This is a genomic window from Nocardia sp. NPDC004711 (assembly GCF_053601595.1).
This window is the reverse complement of the sequence record NZ_JBSGCB010000048.1, coordinates 34,899-59,862: the sequence shown is the minus strand read 5'-3', so window position 1 is coordinate 59,862 and position 24,964 is coordinate 34,899. Positions and strand designations below refer to the sequence as shown.

The window sequence follows — 24,964 nt, the reverse complement described above, 5'->3', positions numbered from 1 at the left end:
TCGGGGCCCGAACAGCGTGGCGTACCTTCCGGCCCCACACTCCCCAAATCCCCTTTCCCCGTTCCGATGACGGTCACGGAGTGCGCAGAGCTCCACGGCCATGACACGATTCCGCCCCCGCCGGGAGCTGCCGAGCGGGGGCGGTTGTGCGGATCAGTGGCGACGCGCGTAGTCGGCGGCTGCCGCCCGGTCGACGAGGACGCATGGTTCGTCACCGACGGTCCAGGCGTCGTGTCCGGGTGGGCAGATCATGAAATCGCCCGCGCCGATCTCGCGTTCGGTGCCGTCGTCCATCCGGATGCGCATCCGTCCCGACACGCAGTATCCGACGTGGGTCGCCTGGCAGCTGCCCGTGCCGGCGATCGGCTTGACGTGGGTAAATCAGATCTGCGACAACACTATCCGGTGGCACAGTCGCAGCGGACCGAACCGTCGCTTCCATGCGGACGCGGGATGGCGCGCCGCAGCGCTGCTACCGTCCGACCGCTGGGTATGGTGGTCGCGTCGCTGGTCCTTTCGGGAATTGCAAGGTTTCGACACTCCCGCTGGACACAAGGTTCACGAAACAATCCCGAGACCAAGGATGGTTCATGGCCGTGAGCGTGAAGACAGTGCCGACGGCTCGGTCTGCCTCGGCCCGACGGAGCCGGATGCGGATGGGCCGGGCCGCGACAGCCACGCTCATGTGTGCGGCACTCGCCTCGACGATGCTCTCCGGCCGAGCGTGCGCCGAAACGGCCGATGGTTCCGAGGGATGGTCGGCGATGGCGGAGGTATTCTCTCCGAACGATTTCCGTGCGGCGCCGTTTCTGGGCAACGGCCGCATCGGTGCGATGATCCCACCCAGCGGAGCCGGGTACCAAGGCTACGGCGCGGGAGTCGTCACCTCGTATCCATTGCAGGAGCCGCGCTACACGGGCACCTATCTGGCCGGGTTCTACGCGGATGCCGCCTCCTTGCAATCCACCCAGGCATTGGCGGCGCTGCCGGCGTGGTCGGGGCTGACCGTGGCCGCCGACGGGAATACCTATCAAGCAGATGTCGATCCGGCGACGGTCGGCACTTATAGTCAGCGTCTGAACTACCGCGACGCGACCGCCACCACCAAGGCGACCTGGTCGCCGAGCCCCGAGCACCACGTGGATCTGGAGTTCGAGACCTTCATCTCCCGGTCCGAACCGAACCTCGCGATTCAAAAGCTCACCGTCACCCCGCACTACTCCGGGCAGCTCGACATCACCGATCTCATCGACGGCGCCGCAGCCCGCCGAGTCACCCCGGTCACGGCCTCTAGCGACGCAGCGAGCAAACAGAGCACCGTCGGCGTGCGCGCCGAAAACACCGACAGCACAGCCTATCTGGTCTCCACTATCGACACCCCCGACAACCTGATTGCCACCTCGATCCCGGCGGCGGCCAACACCGCCGGACTGGGGTTCACCGCCTCGATGACCGCCGGTCACCCCTACACCTTCACCAAGTACGTCGGCATCGCCTCCTCCGACGACGGCCCCGACCCTCGGGCGATCGCCACCGCGGCATCCCAGCGCGGCCTCGAACGCGGCTACGCGGCAGAGCACACTGATCATGTCGCCGCATGGAACACCCTGTGGCAGCCCGCGATCGAGGTTCCCGGACGCGAGGATTACCGCCTCTGGCTCCGGGCCGCGCTGTACTCGGTGTTGTCCAGCGTGCGCGAAGGCGAACACTGGTCGGTGCAACCGGCGGGCCTGTCCTCCACCGATTACGCGGGCATGACTTTCTGGGACGCCGACACCTTCGTCTTTCCCATGCTGCTTGCCCTCTACCCGGCGTTGGCGCGCACCATTGTCGACTTCCGGGTCGCCGCGCTACCGCAGGCCCGCGCCAACGCACACGCCTACGGGCTGCCCGGTGCGGTGTATCCGTGGAACGATGGTCCCGCACAGCGCTGCGGGAGCCCGGTGGTGTGCGGGCTGAGCGAAGAACATCTGGCCAACGACATCGTGCTCGCCCAATGGCAGTACTACCTGGCCACCGCGGATCTGGCATGGCTGTGCACCGGTGGCGCGCCGGTGATCACCGCGATCGCCGACTACCTCACCGTGCGCGTCGGCCCGAAACTGCTCGACGGTCACTACCATTACGCACCGGTCGGTGGGCCCGACGAGTATGCCGCCGTCTCCATCGACAATGCCGTTACGAACGCCGGTGTGGTCAACACCATGCGTACTGCCGCTGCTGCCGCACAACTGTCCGGGCTTCCCGTGGACCCGCGCTGGGCCGACATCGCCGCGAACATGGCCATGCCTCCCGACATCGCTCCCGGCGTTCCTGCGGAATACCTCGGATATCAAGGCACACAGATCAAACAAGCCGACACCGTGCTGCTGAGCTACCCGTTCTCCTACACCGCACCGGGATACTCGGCGGTCGATACCTACCGCTACTACTTCGACCGCACCGATCCCGACGGCCCGAACATGAGCAACAGCATCGGAGCCATCATCGCCGCACAATATGATCCGGGCCGCACTCAGGAATTCCTCGACCGGTCTGTCCAGCCGTATGTCCGCGATCCCTACCATTTCCAATCCGAGGCGCGCGGGGACCGCTCCGGCGCCAACACCATCGGACAACCCGCGTGGATCTTCGTCACCGGCGCAGCGGGATTCCTGCAAGCAATGCTGTACGCCCCCTCCGGATTACGCTGGACCGACACCGGCCCTCGCCTGGACCCCATGCTGCCCAGCGGATTCCCGGACGGTCTCACCATCAGGAACCTCTCCATCCGAGGCAGCACCCTCACCCTGCGGATCCAACCCGAAATCTCCACTGTCGAAGTGACCGCCGGTGATCCGATCACTCTCGAAACACCCACCGGCACATACACTGTCACCTCGGCGGCGCCGTTGACCCTGCCAACACGACGAGCCGACCAATAGCACTCGAACAGCCGCCTCGAACCGGGCGACGCGCCCCCGCAGAGACAGCAGGCGGAATACCCGTGCAGGGCTGCCACTATGCTTGTTGTCTCTCGGGGTCCCTTCCTGGCAGGACGGACAGTGCCGCCGAGCGCGCGGCGATTCCACTGCCGAGACCCGGGCGATCTACCACCCACCCGGGCGCACGATCGACCAATTGCCGGTCCGGCATGTCTTGCCCGCCGCGATCTCACAAGCTTTGATTGCCACCCCTCGGCGGCCATCCCACTTGCTCCCCGGTGTTGCTCGACAGCTTACGAAAGGTCAGGTCCCAGCCACCGCAAACAGCTCGAGCTGCAGGCCGTCGGGGTCGCGGAAGCACAGAACCTTGCCGAACGGAGTGTCGGCCACCGGTGACCAGGTGACGCCGCGTTCGTCCAGGAAGGTGGACCACTCCTCCAGCGCAGCCGAGCTGTTCACCCCGAAGGCCAGGTGATCGAGCCCGCTCCGGCTGGGGTCGAAGCCCGAGCCGCCCGCGAGATGCTGCTGGAACGCGAGAATGGTGCCATTGGAGTCCATGCAGATGGTCTCCAGGAAGTCGTCGCAGTCGAGCGTGGTGAGCGGCTGGAATCCGAGGAGGTCGCCGTACCAGGCGACGCTGGCGTCGCGGTCACGGACCGACAGCGACAGGTGGGAAATACCGGTGATCTGAGGGGACAAGACTCACTCCAATACTCCGAAACGGAGCATTAGAATACTCCGGAACGGAGTATCGTGACAAGGTATGACGCCGACTACCACGTCGTATGCGATCCTGTCCCTGCTGGCCGTCCGTCCGTGGACAACCTACGAGCTCAAACAGCAGATGGACCGGAGCCTGCGCGCCATGTGGCCACGCGCGGGCAGCGTCCTCTACGAGGAACCCAAGAAGCTGGTGGAGCACGGCCTTGCGGTGAGCCGCGCCGAGTTCACCGGCCGCCGCAAGAGCACGGTGTACGAGATCACCGAGGCGGGGCGGCAGACGTTGCGGGAGTGGTTGGACGTGCCGGGAGCCGGTCCGGTCCTGGAGTTCGAAGGGCTGCTCAAGGTGGCGTTCGCCGACCACGGCAACCTCGACCAGCTCCGCGCCAACATCGCCCGGATCAGGGCCGAGGCCGAGTTCCGGATGGCAGCCGTCGCCGACCGGATGGCCGAATACCAGGAGAGCGGCGGTCCCTACCCCGAGCGGCTCCCGGTCATCGCATTGAGCGCCCGCTTCCTGCGCGAGCAGAACGAATTCATGCTCCGCTGGGCCCGGTGGGCGGAACAGGAGACCGCCCACTGGACCGGCACGACCCTCGAGGCCGGCGCCCGGGTCCCGCCGGACGCGTTCTCGGATTCGGTGTGACGAACCGGCCGCACCGCCGAGACCATCCTTCGGCCACCAACTGTCCCGCCGGAAACTTTGGAGCGGGGCTATCCCCCGGCGGCAAGCTGGCCGCACGCCGCTGCGATCTCCTGCCCCCGCGCATCCCTGTCCGCGTAATACCGTGCGGCATCCAGGATTTCGGCAACCGGCCAGCGGTTGTTGGCCGGCACCAAGGTGTCTCGGAGTTCGTCGTCGGGAGTGTGCGGGGAGACAGCCAAAGTCACCGAGAGGTCCTCGTCGGCGAGCTTGCGCATGGCCGGGGCCAGGCCGACGGTCGAGACCACCACATTGCGAGGGGAGATGCCGAGGCCGTCGGGGGCGGGAGAGGTGATGCGGCGGACCGCGTTCACCGCGCGCTTGTAGTTGGCCAGCGGCTCGCCCATGCCCACCTTCTTACAAGGCGAGGACCAGCGGCGACGCGCCACGTCCGCTGAGGCTGCGCGGATCAGTCCAAGCGGGGCAGCGGCGCCCTTCGACCTGTCAGCCCTCGGCTGCGAGTTGGCCGCAGGCGGCGGCGATTTCCTGGCCGCGGGTGTCGCGGACGGTGCAGGTTACGCCCTGGGCATGGACGCGGCGGACGAACTCGTCCTGGGTCGGCTTCGGGCTGGCGTCCCACTCGCTGCCCGGGGTCGGGTTCAGGGGGATCAGGTTGACATGGACCAGGGGGCCCAGGGCCTTGTGGAGTTTCTTGCCCAGCATGTCGGCTCGCCAACCCTGATCGTTGATGTCGCGGATCAAGGCGTATTCGATGGAGACTCGGCGGCCGGACTTGTCGGCGTAATAGCGGGCGGCGTCCAGGACTTCGGCGACCGGCCAGCGATTGTTGACCGGTACCAAGGTGTCTCGCAACTCGTCGTCCGGAGTGTGGAGGGAGACAGCGAGTCTCACCGACATGTTCTCGTCGGCGAGCTTGCGGATGGCGGGGGCCAGGCCGACCGTGGAGACGGTGACCGAGCGCTGGGAGATGCCGAAACCCTCGGGTGAGGGGGAAGTGATGCGGCGGACCGCGTTCACCACGCGCTTGTAGTTGGCCAGCGGCTCGCCCATGCCCATGAACACGATGTTGGACAGGCGGCCGGGGCCGCCGGCGACCTCGCCGTCGCGCAGGGCGGCCGCGGCGGCGCGGACCTGGTCGACGATTTCGGCGGTGGACAGGTTGCGGTTCAGGCCGCCCTGGCCGGTGGCGCAGAAGGGGCACGCCATGCCGCAACCCGCCTGCGAGGAGATGCACAGGGTGTTGCGGTCGGGATAGCGCATCAGCACCGACTCGAGCAGCGTGCCGTCGTTCGCCCGCCACAGGGATTTGCGGGTGGTCCCGTCGTCACATTCGATGTGCCGGACCTCGGTGAGCAGCGGCGGGAACAGCGCCTCGGCGACGGTGGCCCGCATGGCCTCCGGCAGATCGGTCATCTGGGCCGGGTCGGCGACCAGCCGTCCGTAGTACTGCCGTGCGATCTGATCGGCGCGGAACTTCGGCAGGCCGAGCTCCTCGACCACCGTCTTGCGCTCCTGCGAATCGAGGTCGGCGAGATGCCGCGGCGGCATACCACGACGAGGGGCGTCGAAAACGAGGGGCAAGGGGGTAGTCATAACCGTTCCAGTGTCCCATCCCCCGGCGGGCCGACGCCGTCCGGGGGAATCGCGTTCCTCACAGTGAGCGCGATCACATGGGCGGCGGCTCCACGTCACAGGTGCCCCGCATCCGGGCGGCGGCCGCCCGCGATTCCGGATGATCGGGGCCGAGGGTGGCCGCGTAGGCCTCCAGGGTGTCCTGTTCCAGGTCGTCAGCGGCCTCGATGCGGCCCAGCGCGCGCCAATCCAGACTGAGGTTGAGCGCGCACTGCAGGGTGTAGGGATGCCAGCCGCCGCGCGCCCGCCGCAGCCGCGCCAGGGTGTCTGCCCCGAGTTCGCCGGCCTCGGCCGCGCGTCCCAGTCCGGCCAGATCCGAGGCCACGTCGGTCTGGGCGGCGAGGGTGTACGGATGATCGGGCCCCAGCCGGTCCAGGAAGATCCGCACCCCTTCCAGATCCGCCTGCAGCGCTTCGTCGTACCGCCCGAGCGTCCGCAGCGCCGCCGCGTGGTTGACCGCGCACGCGGCGGTGTACGGATGATCCGGCCGCACCGCCCGGCAGATCCGGTACGCCTCGGCCGCGTACCGCAACGCCGCACCGGGATCCCCGGTCATCCGGTAGTCATTGGCGACATTCGTTCGGGCGGCGACGGATTCGGGATGCTCCTCCCCGTACACCTCGACATGGTCGGCCAGCGCCGCGCACTGCATCTCCAGCGCCTGCGCGTACCGCCCGGACTTGCGGTAGGACACGGCGAGGTTCTTGCGAGCCCGCAGAATGTGCTGCTGCCGCGGATTCTCGAACAGCTGGACGAAATCCCGCAGCACCTGCTCCTGCAGCACCACGGACGCCTCGACGTCACCCAGCTCGCGGTGGTTGCGCGCAACATTGTTGACGCAGTGCAACTTCAGGACCGCTTCGGAGGCCAGCAGCGGATCGTTGCGGAACCGGTCGTAGTTCGCGACATCGGCGTCCATGGCATCGGCGAAGCGGCCGACCATCCGGTAGGCCACGGCGAGGTTGTGCTCGGCGCGAATGGTCTCGATATGACTGTCGCCCAGATGATCTCGCGCCCACCGGAACGACTCCTCGTTGACCTCGACCGCTCCGGCCCAGTCCCCGGACGTGCGCATGCAGGCGGCCAGCAGATCGCTGGACCACACGTGTTCCTCCGGATACCGCTCGCGCTGCCGTTCCACACCGGCCCGGGCAGCCGCCGCCACATCGCGGGCCTCGGCCGAACGGCCCAGCTGCCACAGCGCATTTCCGGTGACGACCCGGATGCGGACCACGCCGATGTGGTCGGGACCCAGCAGCTCCGAGTAGCTTTCCGCGGCCCGCAGGCCGAGCCCCGCGGCGGCGGTCAATTCGCCCTGCACACCGAGCGCGTCCACCACGTGCTGGATCAGCGCGGGCAGCTGCGCACAGGTGCCCTGCGGATCCGCCACCTGCCGGCAGGTCAGCGCCTCGGAGCAGTCGAGCTGCTGCCACAGCCACAGGTACCGCTGCCAGAGCGCGGGCAGATCCGTGCGCTGCGGGTCGGCATCGCACAGCATGCCGTGCACGACGTGCCGGTTCTCCTCGACGACGGGCGCGCTCAGATAGTCCCGGATGCCGTGCCACGGCACGGCGTGAATCTTCAACGCCTGGCCGCGATCGGTGAACGGATCGCGGCAGACGTCGGCCACCGAATCCCGCGTCGCGAGGGTGAGCACGTTCCGGCGGCGGTGTTCGGTGATCAGCGCGTCCCGCAGTGGCGCGGGCAGCCGGCGCCCCGGTCGCCGCTCGGTCCCGGGTAGCTGGGAGATCAACAGCGCCAACGGGATCGGCTGCCCCTCCTGGAACGCGGTGAGCAATTGCAGCAGCCGGCCGGCGGCCCATTCGTCACTGCCCACCGGGGATTCGATCAGCGGTTGCACCACGCCGCCGAAGATCAGCGCCGCCTGCCGGTACAACCCGCCCGCCAGCACCGGGAACGGTTTGTCGGCCACCGAGCGCACGAAGGTGTCGTCGATGACGTCGGCGCCGCCCGCCCCGCGGTGCGCGAGCGCGTTCAGCAGCACCGGGCTGCCGTCGACGGCCGCGCTCAATCCCTTGGCCAGATCGTCCGGGAGCGCCCGGACGTGCCGCTGCAGGAAGTCGATGCCCTCCTGCTCCGAGAAGCGCGGCACCGTGATCGGCCGCGGCTCGTCCCAATCGCGGGCCTTCGACGTCAGCAGCACATGGCCGGGACCGTCCCACGGGATCACCTCGGACAGGCGTGCGGGCTTGCGCGGCAAGGGAAACCGCTCGCCCGCGGCCCGGTACCGGTCCGGCGTCACATTGTCGTAGATGATCAGGTAGCGCTTGCCGAGGGTCCGCAGCGCCTGCACCACATCCAGGTGCAGGGTCTCCCGCGGCAGCGAGTCCGGCAGGCCGAGCGGCTCGGCCAGCTTGCCCAGCTCGGCGCGCAGCACCGCGCCGTTCTCACCGGGGATCCACGCGATCAGATCGTATTGCGACCGGAAGCGGTGCACGTACGCGGCGGCCAGCCAGGTCTTGCCGCTGCCGGGCCGGCCGGTCAGCACCACGACGTTCTCGGCGTCCAGCCGGGCGCGGATGTCCTCCATCTCCTGTTCGCGGCCGAAGAACCAATCCGCCTGGTACTGGGGCATGGTCATGGATTGATACCCGGGGTACATCTGCTCCCGCGGGTAGCGCACCTGCAATCGGCCGGCCTGCCGCAGGGTCTCCGGCACGGTCTCGGACGCCGTGTGGCCGAGCGCGTGCAGGACTCGCGCCCGCGCCTGCTGCGCACTGGGCAGCACGCGGAGGTTGACCACCGGTATGCGGTCCGCGTCGGCGGGTACATCGGCGGCGCCGACCAGGACGGCGAGCACGCCCGCCCGATCGGCCAGCCGTGCCCAATCCTGCTGCGAGAACCCGGCCGCCCGGATGAAGTTCACGCTGACCACCAGCACCACCGTGCCGGCCGGCTCGGCGGGATCGGTCCCGTTCAGCCGCCGGGTGCGGACGTCGAGTCCGACACCCGCGCACACCTGCTGAATCCACAGCCCCCAGACCGCGTCCTCGGGCGCGTGCACAATCACGATCGGCTGGTCGGCCGGAATCGGTTGCGGCGGAATCGATGCCAAGGGTCGCTACTCCGTTCGCCGGTTCGTGGCCGCGGTGCGGCCGTCGTGAAGTGCGGTGTGTCGCATGAGCTGGACGAAGCGGTGACCGGTCGGGGTCAACCGATCCGAGTGCAGCAGGGTGTCGCAGGCGTCGAGGGTCTGCGCGCGCACCAGGACGCCGTCGACGTGGTAGCCCTCCTGCCGGGACGCCCGCGCATGCAGTCGCGCCACCGCCAGATGCGCGTAGATGCCGTGCAGCACAGCGCTGGCCGGCCGCGGCTCCCGCCGCCACGGCGAGGGCAGATCGGCCGCGCCCTCGACGGCGATGAGCGGCACGACCTCCATCAGCGCGCACAGCTTCGAGTGCTGGAATTCGTGCAGCAGTGCGGTCGCGGCGGCCAGCTCGTCCGGCGGCCGCACCATGGCGGCCGCGCCGAAGGAGTCGGCCAGCGTGGAGCTGACGAAGCTGGACGAGCCCTGCGACCGCGGCATGATCGCCCGCATGCCCCGGCACAGCGGTCCGGCCAGCTCGGGCACGGTCTGCCAGAGCAGCTCCAGCGCGGGTTCGAACAATCGCTGCCAGCCGTCGAATTCGGACTCCGGGCAGGGCTGCCACCGATGCCGCGGATCGGCGGGCGCGAGGTCCGGCCAGGCGGCGGGTGTCGGCGGCAGGTCGTCGAACTCCACGGTGACCACACCGTCCGGTAGGCGAGCGGCCAACCGCCGCACCGACGTCCACGGCTGTCCGATCTCGGGTGGCGTCGTCGAACCGGTGGCACGCACCCGGGCCGGGTCCGCGGCCGGGCCGGTCCAGCAGCCCAGTCCCGGCACCACGACGGCGTCCCCGCTCGCCGGCAACCACAGGTCGAACGGCGTCCCCGTCCGGACCGCGGCCGCCGCGGCGAACGAGGCCAGGTGTGCGGCGGGCACCGCATCGGCGCCCCGGTCCGCCCCGCCGGCCGTGAGCGCCGCGGCGCACACCGCGGCCCAGGCCCCGAATCGCGGGTGCTGCAGGGTATTCCGCACCGCGTCGGGGTGCTTGCGCTGCATCTCGGCCAGCAGCCCGAATGCGGTGCGCACCGCGTCATCGGCCACGGGTGCGCGGACGATGGCGGCCAGGAAGGCCAGGTTCCGGCTGAGCCGGGATCGCTGCAGCAGGCCCAGGGTGCTCGGCTCGTCGGACAGCCGTGCCAGGGCGTCGATCTGGTCCGCCGGTACCGTCAGGGTCGCCAGCTGCTCTGTGCCGCAGCCCAATCGGGACCTCATGACCCGATCCGCCGCGCTGTCACGCGCCACCCGCGCTGCGCCCCTTCATGCGCCACCCGCGCTGTGCCGCTTCATGCGCCACCCGCGCTGTGCCGCTTCATGCGCCACCCGCGCTGTGCCCCGCGAAGATGATCCCGGCGGATGCCCTGCGCGCCAAGGCGATCCGCAGTGCCTGCCCGATATCCGGCCGGTCGGAACGAGCCAGCACATCCAGCGAAATATCGGACAAATCGGGAACACCACGCGCCGTCTCAGGCTCCATCGCACAACCTCCCCCGGGCGGATCCGACCGCTTCCGGTGTCGCGACCAGACCCCGCCGAACATGCGATCCACCCACCTTCTGTTGACACCGGCGGCTGATTTCAACATAACCGAAACCTCCAATTGCCGGTAGCGCCTGGGAAATTGAGCATTCAACTGACTCGGGAACAGCGTGGCGCCGCCTGCGCACCGGTAGGCCACGGCGACAGCGATGAGCATGCCGAGGGGCGGCAGCAGGTTTCCGCTCGCCTCGGTGGCGAGGAGGAGCGCGGCCCAGGGCGCGCGCACCGCGGGACCGAGGGTGGCCGCCAGACCGGTCAGGGCGAACAGCGCGACCGGGCCCGGGTGCGCGCCGGCGACCACCGCGAGCCGCCAGCACAGCGCCCCGGCCGAAGCGCCGATCACCATCGCCGGTCCGAACACACCGCCCACGCCGCCCGACTGCAACGTCACGGCGGTGGCGGCAATCTTGACCAGCGGCAGTATCGCCAAGACCCACAGGGGAATTGCCGCGACCCGGACCTCCGACAGTTCGGCGGCCACCGAGCCGTAGCCCGTCCCGAGGGTCATGGGAACAACGATGCCAACGGCACCCACTGCCGCGCCGCCCACGGCTGCGGCAATTATCGGCCACCGGCGCAGCGGAGCCAGCACCCGCCCGGTGCTCCCGAAGGTCCACACGTACACACGGGCCAGCAGGCCGCAGCTCAGCCCGGTGGCCGCCAGCAAGGCCAGGGAGGTCCAGCTCCCGGCACCACCGAGTTGCGCGCCGAACAACGGCCGATAGCCGTACACCGAGACGAAGACACCGAAGGCGACGAAGGCGGCGGGGATCGCGACAATCAGTGCCGTCCAATCGATTCCGCGCCTGCGCAACAGTTCCCCGGCCAGCAGAGCGCCCCCGATCGGCGCCTGGAACAACGCGGCGACACCCGCCCCCATCGCGGCCGCCACGAGCAGCCCGCTCTCCCCCTCCGATAATCGCAGCCGCCGCGCCACCACCGCTGCCAGCGATGCCGACACCTGCACCACCGGCCCCTCGGTCCCGCCGGACCCGCCCGCGCCCAGCGTGACGGTGGTCCCGGCCAGCTTCACCACCGCGCCACGGGTATCCAGACCTGCCAGATCCCGCCCGTTGATCGCGGCGATCACACCATCGGTGCCATTGACCGGGGTCCGGTCGGTGCGATCGACCGGGGTCCGGTCGGCGCGATCGACCGGGGTCCGGTCGGTGCGATCGACCGGGGTCCGGTCGGTGCGATCGACCGAGGTTCCGTTGCACCGCGAAATCAGCACGGCCAGTATCATTCCGGCCGCGACCATGACGGGCAGCAGAGCCACTCGGCGGTCATGGGCGAGGACCTGCGTCGGCTCCCACAGCCCACCCTCGACAGGATGCAACACGAGGACCGCGCCCAGCAGCCGCGGGGTGGCGAATTCGAGCACCCCGCGCAGCGCGACCGCGCCGAGCCCGGCCGCCACCGCCACCATCAGCAGCGCCGCGACGCGAATGCCCCAGCGTGATCGCCGTCGGGCGCCGACCTCCGTCATCGACCGCTGGACTCCGCTTCCGGCGGTGCCAGTTCCAGCAGTGCCCGCACTGCCGACAGTGCCGATCCGGGCTCGGCTGCCGAGTCCATCAGGTCCGGCAGGGCCGCCCGCACAATCCCGGCCAGTCGGTACATCAAGGTGGTTTCCAACCGCCCGGTGGCCGCGCCCGACTCCACCCGCCGCACGAATTCGTGCGTCGCCTGATTCAGTTCGGTCCCGGCGTTCGTCAATTCTGGTGCGGCATAACGGAAGTCTTCGAGCAGCTGCTCCGCCACCGTGGGGTCCGGATACGCGGACAGCACCACGACATCCAGCCGTGCGCGCGCCAGTTTGAGCAACAGCACCGGCCCGCGCGACTCGTCGGCGCCCTCGACGGCCACCCGGTATCGATCGATCGCCTCCCACGCGTACAGCGGTTCGGCGGCCACCTCACAGCGCAGCACCAGGGCGTCACCGAGTTGTTCGGAAACCTGGACACCGAGTAGGCCGTGCGGGTCCACGGCCTCCGCCACGATGCGGAGCACCCGGGTGGAATCGATCAGGAAGTCCACCCCGCCGACCGCGGAATACCGCCGGAACAGCAACCCGCCGAGTTCGGCCACGAATTCCGGATCGTCCTCCGCGTCGGGCATTTCGGTGAGCGCGGTTTTCGCCACCGCGATCGCCTCGTCCAGATCCGAGGTGTCGCCGAAACGCTCCCAGCGGACGCGCAAGAGCATTGTCATGCTGTGCAGCACCGTGATTCGCGGCGCATATCCCATCGGGACCGACGCCAGCGCGTACCGGCACCGCGTGAGCGCGAGATCCGGATCATCCAGCGCGACCGTTGCCACGGCATCACCGAGCACCGCGTCATAGCGGCGGCGGTCGTCCTCGTCGGGCGGTTCGCTGGGCGGATCGGGAAAGCTCGGGGCAATGCGCCGCAGGGTTTCCGGTGACAGATAGGCGAAAGGCGCGCCACCGCCGGAGGAGGGCTCGGAAACGGTGGCCCGGAAGACCTTTCCGGGCACGTCATAATGCGTCTCGATGAATTGCGAGACGGCATTCAGCACCCCGGTCGCCTCGCTGCGCGGCAGGGCGTCCCGCAGGATGGCCGCGACCTCCTGCCGGAAGACGAACACCCGGCTGTCCTCGGGAATGGTGTAGGGCGGCGCGGAGGTCTCGGTGGCCTCCTCGATCAGGCCGCCCGCCAGCACCTCGGCCAGCACGCTCGCCCGGGTGCCGGGCAGCACCGCCCGCTGCACCAGCCGCATGATCGGCAGCAGCAGCGGCACCTGCGCCAGGCTGGCGGCCAGGCGGAAGGCGTCCGGTGAGGAGGCCGAACGGAAGCGGCGCACCCGTTCCAGCGGACGATCCCCGAGTTCGGCGTTCTGCCGGGCGGCGAGCGTGCGCGAGCGGTCCGGGTCGCTCGCCGGTCGGCTCAGCAGCGGGAAGCCGGCGGCCCGGCGGCGGCCGGTGAGCAGGTCGGTCCAGGGCGCGATCCAGCCCGGCGTCATCTCCAGCACCGGGACGGGCATCGGGCCGGAACCCGCCGGCGCGACCACGCGCAGCGGCGAGGGACGGTTGGGGATCACCGGAGTTATTCGGCCCTGCTCCCAGTTCAGACCGGTCCTACTCCAGATGCTGCTGGGCAGCGGCTGGATGACCGCCACCGGGGACACCTTGGCCAGCTGCTGCAGTTCGGCAGCGACCGTGCCCCACTGCCACGCGTCACCCAGGCAGGCGCTGAAGACCATGATTACCCGGCTACCCGAGGCGTCGTGGAGCTCCGACAGCGCCCGGTCCGCGGGTTCCCGTGCGCCCGTGGCCAATCGGAGCGCGCCCGCGGCGTCCTCGTCCAGATACCAGACCCGCACCTGGCGAAAACCGACCTTCTCCACCATCTCTCGCACCGCGCGGGCCAGGCCGCCCCAGGCGACCATGGACGGATGCCGGTCGAACACCAGCGCGGCCTCGCGCCGGCGCACCAGCGCCGGGCGGGTGACCGGCCAGGCCACGCCCGTGCTCGCGCTGCGCTGCACCGTCGCTTCCTCGTCGAACTCGCGCTGGTCGGGATCCGGGAGTCGTTGTCCGAGCGGGCGGAATTCGCCCAGCAGCCGCAGTTCCGAATCCAGCGGTGCGGGTGCGGAGACCTCGATCTCCGCGCGGAAGGGCCAGCCGTAGGTGCGGCCGGGTGGCGCGGCGGGCGCGGCCCGGGGCGCCACCGGCAGGTCCGGCGGCGACAGGGCCGCAATCGGCGAGATGGGCTCGGACTCGGGTACTTCGGCCGCCGGCAATAGCGACGGTGTCGCGGCCGCGGGCTGATCCTCGATGTGCTTGGCGAGCCAGAGCGCCTCGGCGACCTGGTCGGGGTCCATCTCCAGCCCGCGCAGAGCCTCCAGCAGTTCGGACAGGCTTCCCACCTCAGCCCCCGCTCTCCGTCGGCTGCATCAGACGCTCCGCCAGCCGTTTCCGTCCCTCCTGGTTCAGATCGTCGCCGGCGGCCCGGGTGAGAACATGCAGAGCGATCAAAAGCCGATCGGTCGGTAGTGTTCCCAGATCATCCCGTCGTCTGATGAAAGTCTCGATAATCTCGTCATATTCCCGCACCACCGAGTCTCCCAGATGCGCGGCGACCACGCGCTCCAATTGCGCGCGTTCGGGTTTCGCCAACTGAAGTTGCAGGCAGCGACGCAGGAAGGCCGGCGGGAATTCACGCTCCCCATTGCTCGTCAAGATCACGATCGGGAATGCGTTGCACTGCACGAAACCCTCGGAAATCGAGACTTGTTCCCGGCCCTCGTGGGTGAAAACGTCAACTGTCCCGCGCTGCGCCCGAATTCGGCGCAATTCGTCGATCTGGTACTCGCCGTTCTCGAACACGTGCAGCAGGTCGTTGGGCAGATCGACATCGGCCTTGTCGATTTCGTCGATCAGCAGCACCCGCGGCCGCCGGTACGGCAGCAGCGCGGTGCCCAGCGGTCCGAGCGTGATGTAGTCGGCCAGCTCCACCGGCCCCGTGCCCGGCAGCTGCGCCTCCTCGAAGCGCCGCAGGGCATCGTAGTGGTAGAGCCCCTCGCGCAGCGTGCTGCGACTGGTGATCGGCCAGGTCAGCACCGGCCCGAGCGCCAGCTCGCGGGCGACGAGATAGGCCAGCGCGGATTTCCCCAATCCCGGTGCGCCCGTGACCAGCAACGGTCTGCGGCACAACAGCGCGGCATTGATGACATCCAGATCGTCGGGCCGCAACTGGTGCGCGCCGATGTCGCCCGCGCCGAGCTTGCGCCGGATCTGATCGGGCTGATCCGCCCGCTCCCGGGGCGGCGGCACCAGCGGCGCGCCGGTGAAGGTGCGCGCGAGCATGGGCGGCGGCACGGCATCCCAGCCGTCGGGCCGCGGCTCCCCCGAACCATGGAACACATGCCAATTGGGTGCTGTCATCCCCACTCCCTCATGCCATCCGCGGACCCGCCAGCGGCGGCCGGCGACGGCTCTCCCCCGGCTTGTCGAACAGGAAAACGATCTTGCGCCAGAACTGATCTCGCTGGGCCGAGGGCTGCGGCCGGCGCTGTTCGCGCCACACCGCGGCGTGCCAGTCCGCCGGCGGTTCGCTCTGCAGCCAGGCGGTCAGCTTCGCGTGGAATCGGAACCCGCCGCACGGCGCGCCCCCCACCGGGTGATCGGGGCAGCGTTCGGTGCGCCAGACCGTCACCGGCAGGGCGTTGCTCCGGGACGCCTCCAGGGCGTGCACGGTCGGCGGTTCGGTGATCGCGAGACTGTCGTGCGGCTCCAGATCGTCCTCGTCGTAGACGAACAGTTCCTGCAGCAGACCCAGATCCTGGGCGCGCGGGTCGGCGCAGCAGATCCAGACCACCCCGTCGGACGCCTGCCGCAGCAGCCGCCGATAACGCTCCTCGACTTCGACGATCTTCTCGTCGTCCTTTTCCCAGGTAGAACTGCGGCGCAATCGCATCACGTATTTGCTGAACGGACGCGCATCCGGGCGCCGCCATTCAAACAGCGGTTCTTCGGTCAGAAATTCATCCGGCAGCGCGACGACGATTTCGACCCCATGCGTCGCTGCCCGGGTTTTGCTCAGCTGGCGATCGAGCGCCGACTTCAATTCCTGTTTGACCAGATCGTATTCGCCCGGCTCATCGGATTGTTCGTCCTCGATCTGCAGGATTTCCTGGTCGTCGAATCTCTGGTGCACCTCGTAGCGAAAGGATGCGGGCCGCCCCTCGACCTTCGGCTCTTCGCTCGGCTGAATCACGCCGAAAAGCGTTGTGCGCACCGCGGCCTCGGGCAGCTGCGCCACCAGATACTGTTCCAGCGCCTCGAGTGCCGCGGGCGTGAGTATGCGCCCCTTGATGCGCTGCAGTCCTTCGAGAACGGCCTTGTCGAGTCCCGGCAGCAGCCGGGAGACCAGGATGCAGAAGCGGGCCAGGGCCTCATTGGGCCGCGGGAACTCGGTGCCCAGGAATTCGACCAGATCGCGCAGTGTCGCAAGGCGATTCACCTCCCGCGGCCGCACGAAGTCGCGGAAGAGGTGGCTGACCAACTCCTCGGGGGCCAGCCGGCCGGGGCCCGCCGGAATCTGCGCGAGCAGGCCGTGCAGATCGATCATCCAGCGGCGCAGCGCCGCGGAACGACCGGACAACCGGTCCGACCACAGCTGATTCGCACTGTGATACCGGTCGTGCGAGGTGATGATCTCCTGATAGAGCTCCGGCGGGCACAGCCGCCGCAGGCCGTCCAGCAGCAGGGCCACCGCGCCGCCCTGGGGTGCGTTGTAGTTCTCGCTCCCCTTCACCAATCCGAACACCCCGCCGTGCCGGACCGACCACACCGGTCCGCCCGACATGCCCTGGATCACCGCACGAGTCCCGTCGATGGTGCAGAACTTCGGCGGATGCGGTTCCCGCACAACGCAATCGCGATAGTTCTCGACGAAGTCCGCGACATAGCCAGGGTTGTAGGCGCAGATGAGCAGCTTGTCCCCGGGGTCCGGCACCGGTTCGGCCATGAGCACGCAGGGGACGGCCCGCACCTCGTCGGGCTCGAGGATGCGCAGCACGGCGATATCGTCGAAGTCCCAGCGAGTGCTGTCCGGTGGAGCCGGGTGCGCGACCACGACCTCGGCGGCGCAGGTCCCACCGGTGAAGCGGAGCTCGACCCGCGCCCCCTCGGTGCGAGCCACATGCGCGGCGGTGATCGCGAAGCCGGGAGCCACCCGGAACGCCGTGCCGAGCGACGTCCCATCCCGCCGCCGCGGCACCGGAACCACCTCGGCGGTCGCGCCTTTCAGCAGTTCGGCTGTGTCATCTGGCACCCGGCATCACCCTGCCGCCTGGTCCCCCGCATCGCGCGCGTCCAGCTCCCAGTCGAGCTTGATCTTCACCGACGCCTTCGCGCCGCCGGAGGCCAGCACGGCCATCACCCCGTGGGCATCGACGGACAGCTCCAGCCCGAATTCGACCGAGACCTTGTCGGCCCGCAGACCGGAAACGCTCTGGCGCACCGAAGCGGCCACACCCTTGACGGTGTCGCCGAACTTCTCGAGTTTGAAGTAGTCGCCGAGGCCGGCGTCACCACCGGCCTGCTCGTCCTCATCGGAGACGACCCGGGCATGGATGATCGTGCCGTCGGGCAGTTCGATCTGCTTGATGTCGCCCATGGTCGCCCCCTCGTCACCGCTGCCGCGTCAGCGCCCCTGCATTGAACCACCGAAACATTCTGAGCGGCAACCGTTTCAACGCGTCAGAGCAGCGCGGTGAGCACCAGCCAGGCCACGAAGGCCGACGGCAGCATGGAATCCAGACGATCCATGATCCCGCCGTGGCCGGGCAGCAGCGTGCCCATGTCCTTGATGCCGAGCTCCCGCTTGACCTGTGATTCGATCAGGTCCCCGCTGGTCGCCACCAGCACCAGGCCCACGCCGAGCAGCACGCCGATCATCGAGTTCGCCTGCAGCAGCAGCGTCACCGTGAGCAGGCCGCCGATCACGCAGAACACCAGCGATCCACCGAAGCCCTCCCAGGACTTCTTCGGGCTGATGTGCGGCACCATCGGGTGCTTGCCGAACAGCACACCGGCCACATAGCCGCCCACGTCCGAGCAGACCACCAGGATCATGAAGGTGAGCACCCGCAGGTTGCCCTTGTCCTCCTGCAGCATCAGCACCGCGAAGGCCGCCAGCAGCGGAATCCAGGCCAGCACGAACACCGCGATGGCGGTGTCGCGCAGGTAGTTTCGCGGCGTGGCCCGCAGGCCGTGGTCGAACAGCCGCCACACCATGATCGTCAGCGCGGTCGCGCCGAAGGCGCCCAGCACCCCCTGTGGCCCGGACGGCCAGGCCAGCCACACCACCGCCTGCCCGCCGACCAGCAGCGGAATCCGGGGCACCAGCACATCGGCCTCGCGCAGCCGCTTGGCCACCTCCCAGGTGGCCACCGCGATCGCCACCGCGATCACGCCGATCAGCACCTTGGGCGCCCACAGCAGAATCGCGATGAGGGACAACCCCAGCCCGAATCCGACCGCCAGCGCCGCCGGCAGGTTGCGGCCCGCCTTCGACGCGGGCGGCTTCCCCTCGTCATTTCCCGGCCCTGCCGACTCCGCGCCCGCCGCCGGCGGTGTGGCGGCGTCCTCCGGCATCTCGCCGGTGGCGGCAGTCTCTTCGGCCACGATTGTCCCGTCGCTCACTTGTCGTCCGTTCGTCCCTACCCCCGGCCGGCGTCGGCCGTCCTAGACCTCGAGCAGCTCAGCTTCCTTGTGCTTCACCAGTTCGTCGACGTGCGCGACGTACTTCTGCGTGGTCTTGTCGAGTTCCTTCTCGGCGCGGCCGACCTCGTCCTCGCCGGCCTCGCCGTCCTTCTGGATGCGGCCGAGCTCGTCCATCGCCTTGCGGCGGACATTGCGGATCGAGATCTTGGCGTCCTCGCCCTTGGACTTGGCCTGCTTGACCATTTCCCGGCGGCGCTCCTCGGTCAGCTGCGGGACGCTGACGCGAATGATGTCGCCATTGTTGGTCGGGTTCACCCCGAGGTCCGAGTTGCGGATCGCGGTCTCGATCGGCTGCAGCTGGGACTGCTCGTAGGGCTTGATGACGAGCATGCGCGGCTCGGGCACCGTGATGGAGGCCATCTGGGTGATCGGCGTCGGCGAACCGTAGTAGTCGACCACTACTCGCGAGAACATGCTGGGATTCGCGCGCCCGGTCCGAATGGAGCCCAGATCGTCCTTCACCACCGAGACGGCCTTCTCCATTTTTTCCTCGGCGTCGAAGAGCGCTTCTTCAATCACGGCGATTCCTCCACTGCGTCATCGTTCTTGTCTCGGTCATGACCGGACCAGCGTGCCGATCTTCTCACCGGCGACCGCACGGGCGATATTTCCCTTGGTCAACAGATTGAACACCAGCATGGGCATCTGGTTGTCCATACACAGGCTGAAAGCGGTGGCATCGGCGACCTTCAGGCCGCGTTCCAACGCCTCCTTGTGGGTGATCTCGGTGAACATGGTGGCGTCGGGGTCCTCCCGCGGATCCGCGGTGAAGACGCCGTCCACGGCCTTGGCCATCAGGACCACCTCGGCACCGATCTCCAGCGCGCGCTGGGCGGCGGTGGTGTCGGTGGAGAAGTAGGGCATGCCCATGCCCGCGCCGAAGATCACGACGCGGCCCTTCTCCAGGTGCCGCTTGGCGCGCAGCGGCAGGTACGGCTCGGCGACCTGACCCATGGTGATGGCGGTCTGCACCCGGGTGTCGATGCCCTGCTTCTGCAGGAAGTCCTGCAGCGCAAGGGAATTCATGACGGTACCGAGCATGCCCATGTAGTCCGAGCGGGCCCGCTCCATGCCGCGCTCCTCGAGCTCGGCGCCACGGAAGAAGTTGCCGCCGCCGATGACGACCGCCACCTGGACACCGGTCTCGACGACCTCGGCGATCTGCTCCGCGACCGCCTGCACCACATCGGGATCGAGACCCACCCGACCACCGCCGAACATCTCGCCACCGAGCTTGAGGAGCACTCGGCGGTAGCCCTTGCGATCGGGGGCGGTATCCGGGTCCGTCATCGGTCTCCTTGTCTCGGCGGTCGAGCGTGCGCACGCACATGAAAAGACCATCCCGGCCGATAGATTGCACGGGACGGCTTGAAAGCTCCATCCATCCTGCCTCACGACCGGTGGCGAGCGTGACCCGACCCTCGATACGGCCTACCGATTCGTGACATTTACCCGATTTGCCCGGCCGCCAGGACCGCGGCGATTCGCCCGGCGGCGACCGGCGTTGCCGGGGCCTGCACCACCATCAGCAGGTTCGGGTACTCGACCGGGCGCAATTGGAATACTTCGAGTTCGATCGGCCCGGCCCGCGGATGACGCACGGTAATGGTGGCGGGCCGGAATCTGCGCACCGGATACTCCGACCACCAGCGCCGGAAGTCCGGGCTCACAACGGACAATTCCGACACCAAGGCGGCCAGCCGGGGATCGTCGGGGCGACGGCCCACGGCATCGCGCACCTGACTGACCACCGCGCGCGCCGCACGCTCCCAATGCGCCATGCGCATGCGATTCGCGTTCTCGGTGAACATCATCCAGAGCAGATTGCGGCGTTCCGGCGGCAGGGCGAGCGGATCGTCGCGAACCAGCACATAGGCCCGATTCCAGACCAGATAGTCGAATCCGGCGTCGTACACGCTGGCCGGACTGGGCATGACCGCGTCCACCAGGCGCTGCAGCCGAGACCGGTCGGCCTCGGGCTCGGCGTCCTCCGGCTCCGCGAGGCCGGCCAGAAACCGCAGGTGACGATGCTGATCGAGATCCAGCCGGAGAGTGCGGGCCAGGGCATCGATGACCTGCCGGCTGGCCGCCACCTCACGCCCCTGCTCCAGCCAGGTGTACCAGGTCACCCCCACCCCCGACAGCTCGGCGACCTCCTCCCGCCGCAATCCGGGCGTACGCCGCCGCGCGGGATCGCCGTACGGCACCAGGCCCACGTCTCCCGGCTGCAACCGCGCCCGCTGCGCCCGCAGGAACTCGCCCAGCTGCGCGTGCCGGGCGGAGACGTGATGCGAGCCGGAAGTGCCTTTGCCGCTTACCATTCGGCCGTCCCCCTGTACAGAGACCTGCCTAGCATTATCGCCACCAGGACAGGCGCGCACGCGGCTTCCTATCGTCGAATCGAGATCGACGCGACGGGAGCTGGAGATGAGCGCGGACCTGGCCGCCAAAGTCGGCGTCGCGCACCTGGTCTGCAGCTCGCTGCACGGGGTCGGGGCGGGCTCCGGCATCGATGGGAAAGATGTTCGCATTCTTCAAATCCCGCCCCGCCCCGGCCATCGACGTGCCCGCCCTGCGCGCGGCTCTCCCCGACCTGATGACCCTCGACGCCTGGCCGACCGCCACCGACTGGACCCTCTGAGGAGCACACCATGACCGACGGACTACTGGCCGCCGACGGACTGCTGCTGCCACCCGGCGTAGGCGAGAAGGTGCAGCCCACCATGACGCTCAAGGTCGGGGCCGACCACTCCCGAGCCTGGTCCGCCTTCGAGGCCGAGGTTCCGCCCGGTTTCGACGTCGGCGCGCACTGGCACGGGCACGCCGAGGAGATCTTCTACATCGTCGAGGGCGAACTCGACCTGCTGGCCTTCCACCCCGAGGCCGAGGCCGTGGGCGACTGGCTCACCTGGCAGGCCGCCGACGGCACGCCCGTCTACCGCGGCGGCCCGGGCAGCTTCATGTACGTACCCGCGGGCTGCCCCCACGCCTTCCACAATCCCGGAACCACCACCGCCAGAATGCTTTTCATGGTCACGCCGGCCGGGCACGAGAAGTACCTCGCCGAGCTGAGCGACCTGCTACTGTCCGGTTCGGCAACCACGGAGGCTATCTCCGAGCTACGGCTGAAGCACGACATCCACCAGCTGACGGCACTACAGAGCCGACCCACCTGACGCCCGGCCCCCGGAAACAGTGCCCAGGAAACCGGGAGTGCTCGATTGTGTCGTAGCGCCGTGGATACGAGAAGGCCCCTCGCTCATCGGAAACCGATGGGCGAGGGGCCTTTTCGATGCTTCAGGCGATCAGGCCTGGCCGACCTCGAAGCGGGCGAAGCGGGTGATGGTGACACCGGCGTCGTCCAACTGCTGCTTGACGGTCTTCTTGGAGTCGGTGACCGACGCCTGCTCCAACAGGACGACGTCCTTGTAGTAGCCGTTGACGCGGCCCTCGACGATCTTCGGCAGGGCGGCCTCCGGCTTGCCCTCCTCCTTGGCGGTCGCCTCGGCGATCTCGCGCTCCTTGGCGACGAGCTCGGCCGGGACGTCCTCGCGGGTCAGGTACTTGGCCTTGAGGGCCGCGACCTGCATGCCGGCCGCACGGGCGGCGTCGGCGTCGGTGCCGGTGTACTCGACCAGAACGCCGACGGCGGGCGGCAGGTCGGTGGCGCGCTTGTGCAGGTAGACGGTGGTGGTGCCGTCGAAGGTGGCGACGCGGCGCAGCTCGAGCTTCTCGCCGATCTTGGCGGCCAGCTCCTGCAGCACCTGGTCGGCGGTCTTGCCGTCGACCTCAACGGCCTTCAGGGCGTCCAGGTCGGCCGGGCGGGCCTTCGCGGCGGCGGCCACGATGGCGTTCGCGACGTCCTGGAACTCCTGGTTCTTGGCCACGAAGTCGGTCTCGGAGTTGATCTCGATCAGGACGCCGTCCTGCGCGACGACCAAGCCCTCGGCGGTGGCGCGCTCAGCGCGCTTGCCGACATCCTTGGCGCCCTTGATACGCAGGAACTCGACGGCCTTGTCGAAGTCGCCCGCGTTCTCCTCGAGCGCCTTCTTGCAGTCCATCATGCCGGAGCCGGTGAGCTCGCGGAGCCGCTTCACATCGGCGGCGGTGTAGTTCGCCATCTCGGGCGAGCCTCCCTTTGTGAGTGAAAGTCTGTGGGGGTCACACCTTGCCGACCGTCATGGAACATGAGCGGTCGGCAAGGTGAACAGATGCCTCGCGGCTGGAAATCAGAAGTCGGCCGGGGTCTTGGGGGCCGGCTCTTCCTTCACCTCGGCCTCGGCCGCGGTCTCCGGCTCGGCGGCCGGGGTGGCCTGAGCCAGCAGCTCCTGCTCCCACTCGGCGAGCGGCTCGCCGGCGCCGGCCTCGGGCTTCGCATCGCCGGTGGCACGCGCGGCACGAGCCTGCACGCCCTCGGCAACGGCGGAGGCGACGACCTTGGTCAGCAGCGCGGCCGAGCGGATCGCGTCGTCGTTGCCCGGGATCGGGTAGTCGACCAGGTCCGGGTCGCAGTTGGTGTCCAGGATCGCGATGACCGGGATGTTCAGCTTGCGAGCCTCACCGACGGCGATGTGCTCCTTGTTGGTGTCGACAACCCAGATGGCCGAGGGAACCTTGGCCATGTCCCGGATGCCGCCCAGGGTGCGCTCCAGCTTGTTCTTCTCACGCGTCAGCATGAGGATTTCCTTCTTGGTGCGACCCTCGAAACCGCCGGTCTGCTCCATCGACTCCAGCTCCTTCAGGCGCTGCAGCCGCTTGTGGACGGTCGAGAAGTTGGTGAGCATGCCGCCCAGCCAGCGCTGGTTCACGTAGGGCATGCCGACGCGGGTCGCCTCGGAGGCGATCGACTCCTGGGCCTGCTTCTTGGTGCCGACGAAGAGAACGGTGCCGCCGTGGGCAACGGTCTCCTTGACGAACTCGTAGGCCTTGTCGATGTAGGTCAGCGTCTGCTGCAGATCGATGATGTAGATGCCGTTGCGGTCGGTGAAGATGAACCGCTTCATCTTCGGGTTCCACCGGCGGGTCTGGTGACCGAAGTGCGCGCCGCTATCGAGCAGCTGCTTCATTGTTACGACAGCCATGGCTCCGTAACTTCCTCTCGTTGCTGGTTGACACAGGAATCGGCGATCCCTGCCCTGGCGCTCACGGCCACCGGAACCCTCCGAAAACGAATCAGTGGGACCAGCCGGCGACACTCACTGTGGGCGCGCGAAGTCGGTCTGCGTTCACGCAAACCGCTGGATCAGTTTACGCAGCGGAGGCGTCAGACCGAAATCGGGCCCGGGGGGTGCGCGTTACTCAGGTGCGCAATCGCAGGTCAGCGGCCTACGGTGGGGCAATGCTGCGAACCGGGCGACTGGCGCTCACACCGGTGCGCGCGAGCGATCGCGACGAACTCGTGGCGCTGTGGCATGACCCGCACGTCCGCGAATTCCTCTTCGACGGCGAAATGCTCTCCGTCGATGAGGTCACGCGGATCATCACGAATTCCGAAAATAGTTTCGCCACCGTGAATTTCGGGCTCTGGGCGCTCCGAGAAAGGAGCGGCGGGCCACTGGTCGGCACGGCTGGATTGCGTGGACTCGACGGCGGCCCCGACCTGGAGATCGTCTACAGCCTGACCCCCGCCCGCTGGGGCCGCGGCCTGGCAGGCGAGGCCGCAGCCGCGGTCCTGGACTACGCCTTCGACACGCTCGGGCTGGATCGAGTCCTCGCCGAAATCGACGAAGGCAACACCGCCTCACGAGCCGTTGTGGAGCGCCTGGGAATGCGTCCTTTCGAAACCGTCCAGGGCGTACTCGGCCCGATGATCCACTACTCCCTGAGGCGACCCAGCAACTGACATTCACGTTGTCCACAACCGGTCGTGTCATCCACACTCGCCGCGCACCCTCTCGCCCACCGCCCCCACCGCGGCGCAGGCTGGTTCCCATGCCCGAACCACCGCCTCCCACCCAGCACACCGACGTCTCAGCCGTGCCGTCCCTGACGGCTTCGAATGCCGCGGGCGCGGGCGTTTCCCCCGGACTGCACACCAGATTTGGACTCGCATCGCGCGGGCACGGTCCGGGCGGCACGGTCGTCCGGGTCGTGGCCGGTGCGTGCGCGACGAGCCTGATCGGGCT

General features: G+C 68.7%; 19 protein-coding genes and 2 pseudogenes. 4 read left to right on the top strand and 17 right to left on the bottom strand.

The annotated features are described in order from the left end of the window. Positions 1–153: 153 nt before the first annotated feature. On the bottom strand, positions 154–363 hold the full coding sequence (locus ACWEKS_RS36735) for a cupin domain-containing protein (protein ID WP_452344372.1): 210 nt from the start codon (positions 361–363) through the stop codon (positions 154–156). A 401-nt stretch (positions 364–764) separates the two neighbouring features. On the opposite strand from ACWEKS_RS36735, the gene ACWEKS_RS36730 reads away from it, so the two are divergent. Then, a complete protein-coding gene (locus ACWEKS_RS36730) occupies positions 765–2,924 on the top strand; it encodes a glycosyl hydrolase family 65 protein (protein ID WP_452344354.1) in 2,160 nt (719 codons plus the stop codon). A gap of 303 nt (positions 2,925–3,227) precedes the next feature. On the opposite strand, the gene ACWEKS_RS36725 is transcribed toward ACWEKS_RS36730, so the two are convergent. Then, complete coding sequence (locus tag ACWEKS_RS36725) at positions 3,228–3,623, bottom strand: VOC family protein (RefSeq protein WP_452344353.1); 396 nt, start codon at positions 3,621–3,623, stop codon at positions 3,228–3,230. A gap of 64 nt (positions 3,624–3,687) precedes the next feature. Between ACWEKS_RS36725 and ACWEKS_RS36720 the strand changes: the two are divergent. Continuing rightward, a pseudogene (locus ACWEKS_RS36720) lies at positions 3,688–4,152 on the top strand (PadR family transcriptional regulator); the annotation flags it as partial. Here ACWEKS_RS36720 and ACWEKS_RS36715 read toward each other — a convergent pair. From ACWEKS_RS36715 to ACWEKS_RS36655, 13 genes and pseudogenes are all read right to left on the bottom strand, one after another. Beyond that, positions 4,108–4,700: pseudogene (locus tag ACWEKS_RS36715) on the bottom strand (23S rRNA (adenine(2503)-C(2))-methyltransferase RlmN); the annotation flags it as partial. The pseudogenes ACWEKS_RS36720 and ACWEKS_RS36715 sit on opposite strands and share 45 nt — an antisense overlap. 91 nt (positions 4,701–4,791) lie before the next feature. Next, the gene (rlmN, locus tag ACWEKS_RS36710) at positions 4,792–5,901 is read right to left on the bottom strand and encodes a 23S rRNA (adenine(2503)-C(2))-methyltransferase RlmN (protein ID WP_452344352.1); all 1,110 of its coding nucleotides are present in this window, start codon (positions 5,899–5,901) and stop codon (positions 4,792–4,794) included. A gap of 73 nt (positions 5,902–5,974) precedes the next feature. Then, positions 5,975–9,016 (bottom strand): FxSxx-COOH system tetratricopeptide repeat protein, encoded by a 3,042-nt coding sequence (fxsT, locus tag ACWEKS_RS36705; protein ID WP_452344351.1) that lies wholly within the window; start codon positions 9,014–9,016, stop codon positions 5,975–5,977. A 6-nt stretch (positions 9,017–9,022) separates the two neighbouring features. After that, on the bottom strand, positions 9,023–10,261 hold the full coding sequence (locus tag ACWEKS_RS36700) for an aKG-HExxH-type peptide beta-hydroxylase (protein WP_452344350.1): 1,239 nt from the start codon (positions 10,259–10,261) through the stop codon (positions 9,023–9,025). Between the two features lie 97 nt (positions 10,262–10,358). Then, positions 10,359–12,074 carry a chloride channel protein gene (locus ACWEKS_RS36695; RefSeq protein ID WP_452344349.1) on the bottom strand — a complete coding sequence of 572 codons (1,716 nt, stop codon included), beginning with the start codon at positions 12,072–12,074 and terminating at the stop codon, positions 10,359–10,361. Beyond that, positions 12,071–14,476 (bottom strand): SAV_2336 N-terminal domain-related protein, encoded by a 2,406-nt coding sequence (locus ACWEKS_RS36690; RefSeq protein ID WP_452344348.1) that lies wholly within the window; start codon positions 14,474–14,476, stop codon positions 12,071–12,073. Before ACWEKS_RS36690 ends, ACWEKS_RS36695 begins: the two co-directional genes overlap by 4 nt. Before the next feature lies 1 nt (position 14,477). Beyond that, positions 14,478–15,494 carry an AAA family ATPase gene (locus ACWEKS_RS36685; RefSeq protein ID WP_452344347.1) on the bottom strand — a complete coding sequence of 339 codons (1,017 nt, stop codon included), beginning with the start codon at positions 15,492–15,494 and terminating at the stop codon, positions 14,478–14,480. Between the two features lie 10 nt (positions 15,495–15,504). After that, positions 15,505–17,385 carry a trypsin-like serine peptidase gene (locus ACWEKS_RS36680; RefSeq protein ID WP_452344346.1) on the bottom strand — a complete coding sequence of 627 codons (1,881 nt, stop codon included), beginning with the start codon at positions 17,383–17,385 and terminating at the stop codon, positions 15,505–15,507. 6 nt (positions 17,386–17,391) lie between these two features. After that, positions 17,392–17,730 (bottom strand): CU044_2847 family protein, encoded by a 339-nt coding sequence (locus ACWEKS_RS36675; RefSeq protein ID WP_452344345.1) that lies wholly within the window; start codon positions 17,728–17,730, stop codon positions 17,392–17,394. A gap of 83 nt (positions 17,731–17,813) precedes the next feature. Then, a complete protein-coding gene (locus tag ACWEKS_RS36670) occupies positions 17,814–18,710 on the bottom strand; it encodes a phosphatidate cytidylyltransferase (protein WP_354837972.1) in 897 nt (298 codons plus the stop codon). Positions 18,711–18,800: 90 nt separating this feature from the next. Continuing rightward, positions 18,801–19,358 (bottom strand): ribosome recycling factor, encoded by a 558-nt coding sequence (frr, locus tag ACWEKS_RS36665; protein ID WP_364613922.1) that lies wholly within the window; start codon positions 19,356–19,358, stop codon positions 18,801–18,803. A 36-nt stretch (positions 19,359–19,394) separates the two neighbouring features. Continuing rightward, positions 19,395–20,129 (bottom strand): UMP kinase, encoded by a 735-nt coding sequence (gene pyrH, locus ACWEKS_RS36660; RefSeq protein ID WP_040859803.1) that lies wholly within the window; start codon positions 20,127–20,129, stop codon positions 19,395–19,397. Positions 20,130–20,287: 158 nt separating this feature from the next. Further along, positions 20,288–21,160: a helix-turn-helix transcriptional regulator gene (locus ACWEKS_RS36655; protein ID WP_452344344.1), complete on the bottom strand. Its 873-nt coding sequence runs from the start codon at positions 21,158–21,160 to the stop codon at positions 20,288–20,290. Positions 21,161–21,490: 330 nt separating this feature from the next. Between ACWEKS_RS36655 and ACWEKS_RS36650 the strand changes: the two genes are divergently transcribed. Beyond that, positions 21,491–22,015: a cupin domain-containing protein gene (locus tag ACWEKS_RS36650; protein ID WP_452344343.1), complete on the top strand. Its 525-nt coding sequence runs from the start codon at positions 21,491–21,493 to the stop codon at positions 22,013–22,015. A 129-nt stretch (positions 22,016–22,144) separates the two neighbouring features. Here ACWEKS_RS36650 and tsf read toward each other — a convergent pair whose 3' ends face one another. Next, positions 22,145–22,960 carry a translation elongation factor Ts gene (gene tsf, locus ACWEKS_RS36645; protein WP_452344342.1) on the bottom strand — a complete coding sequence of 272 codons (816 nt, stop codon included), beginning with the start codon at positions 22,958–22,960 and terminating at the stop codon, positions 22,145–22,147. Positions 22,961–23,068: 108 nt separating this feature from the next. Next, positions 23,069–23,920 (bottom strand): 30S ribosomal protein S2, encoded by an 852-nt coding sequence (gene rpsB, locus ACWEKS_RS36640; protein ID WP_354837680.1) that lies wholly within the window; start codon positions 23,918–23,920, stop codon positions 23,069–23,071. Between the two features lie 257 nt (positions 23,921–24,177). On the opposite strand from rpsB, the gene ACWEKS_RS36635 reads away from it, so the two are divergent. Further along, on the top strand, positions 24,178–24,681 hold the full coding sequence (locus tag ACWEKS_RS36635; RefSeq protein WP_452344341.1) for a GNAT family N-acetyltransferase: 504 nt from the start codon (positions 24,178–24,180) through the stop codon (positions 24,679–24,681). Positions 24,682–24,964: the final 283 nt, after the last annotated feature.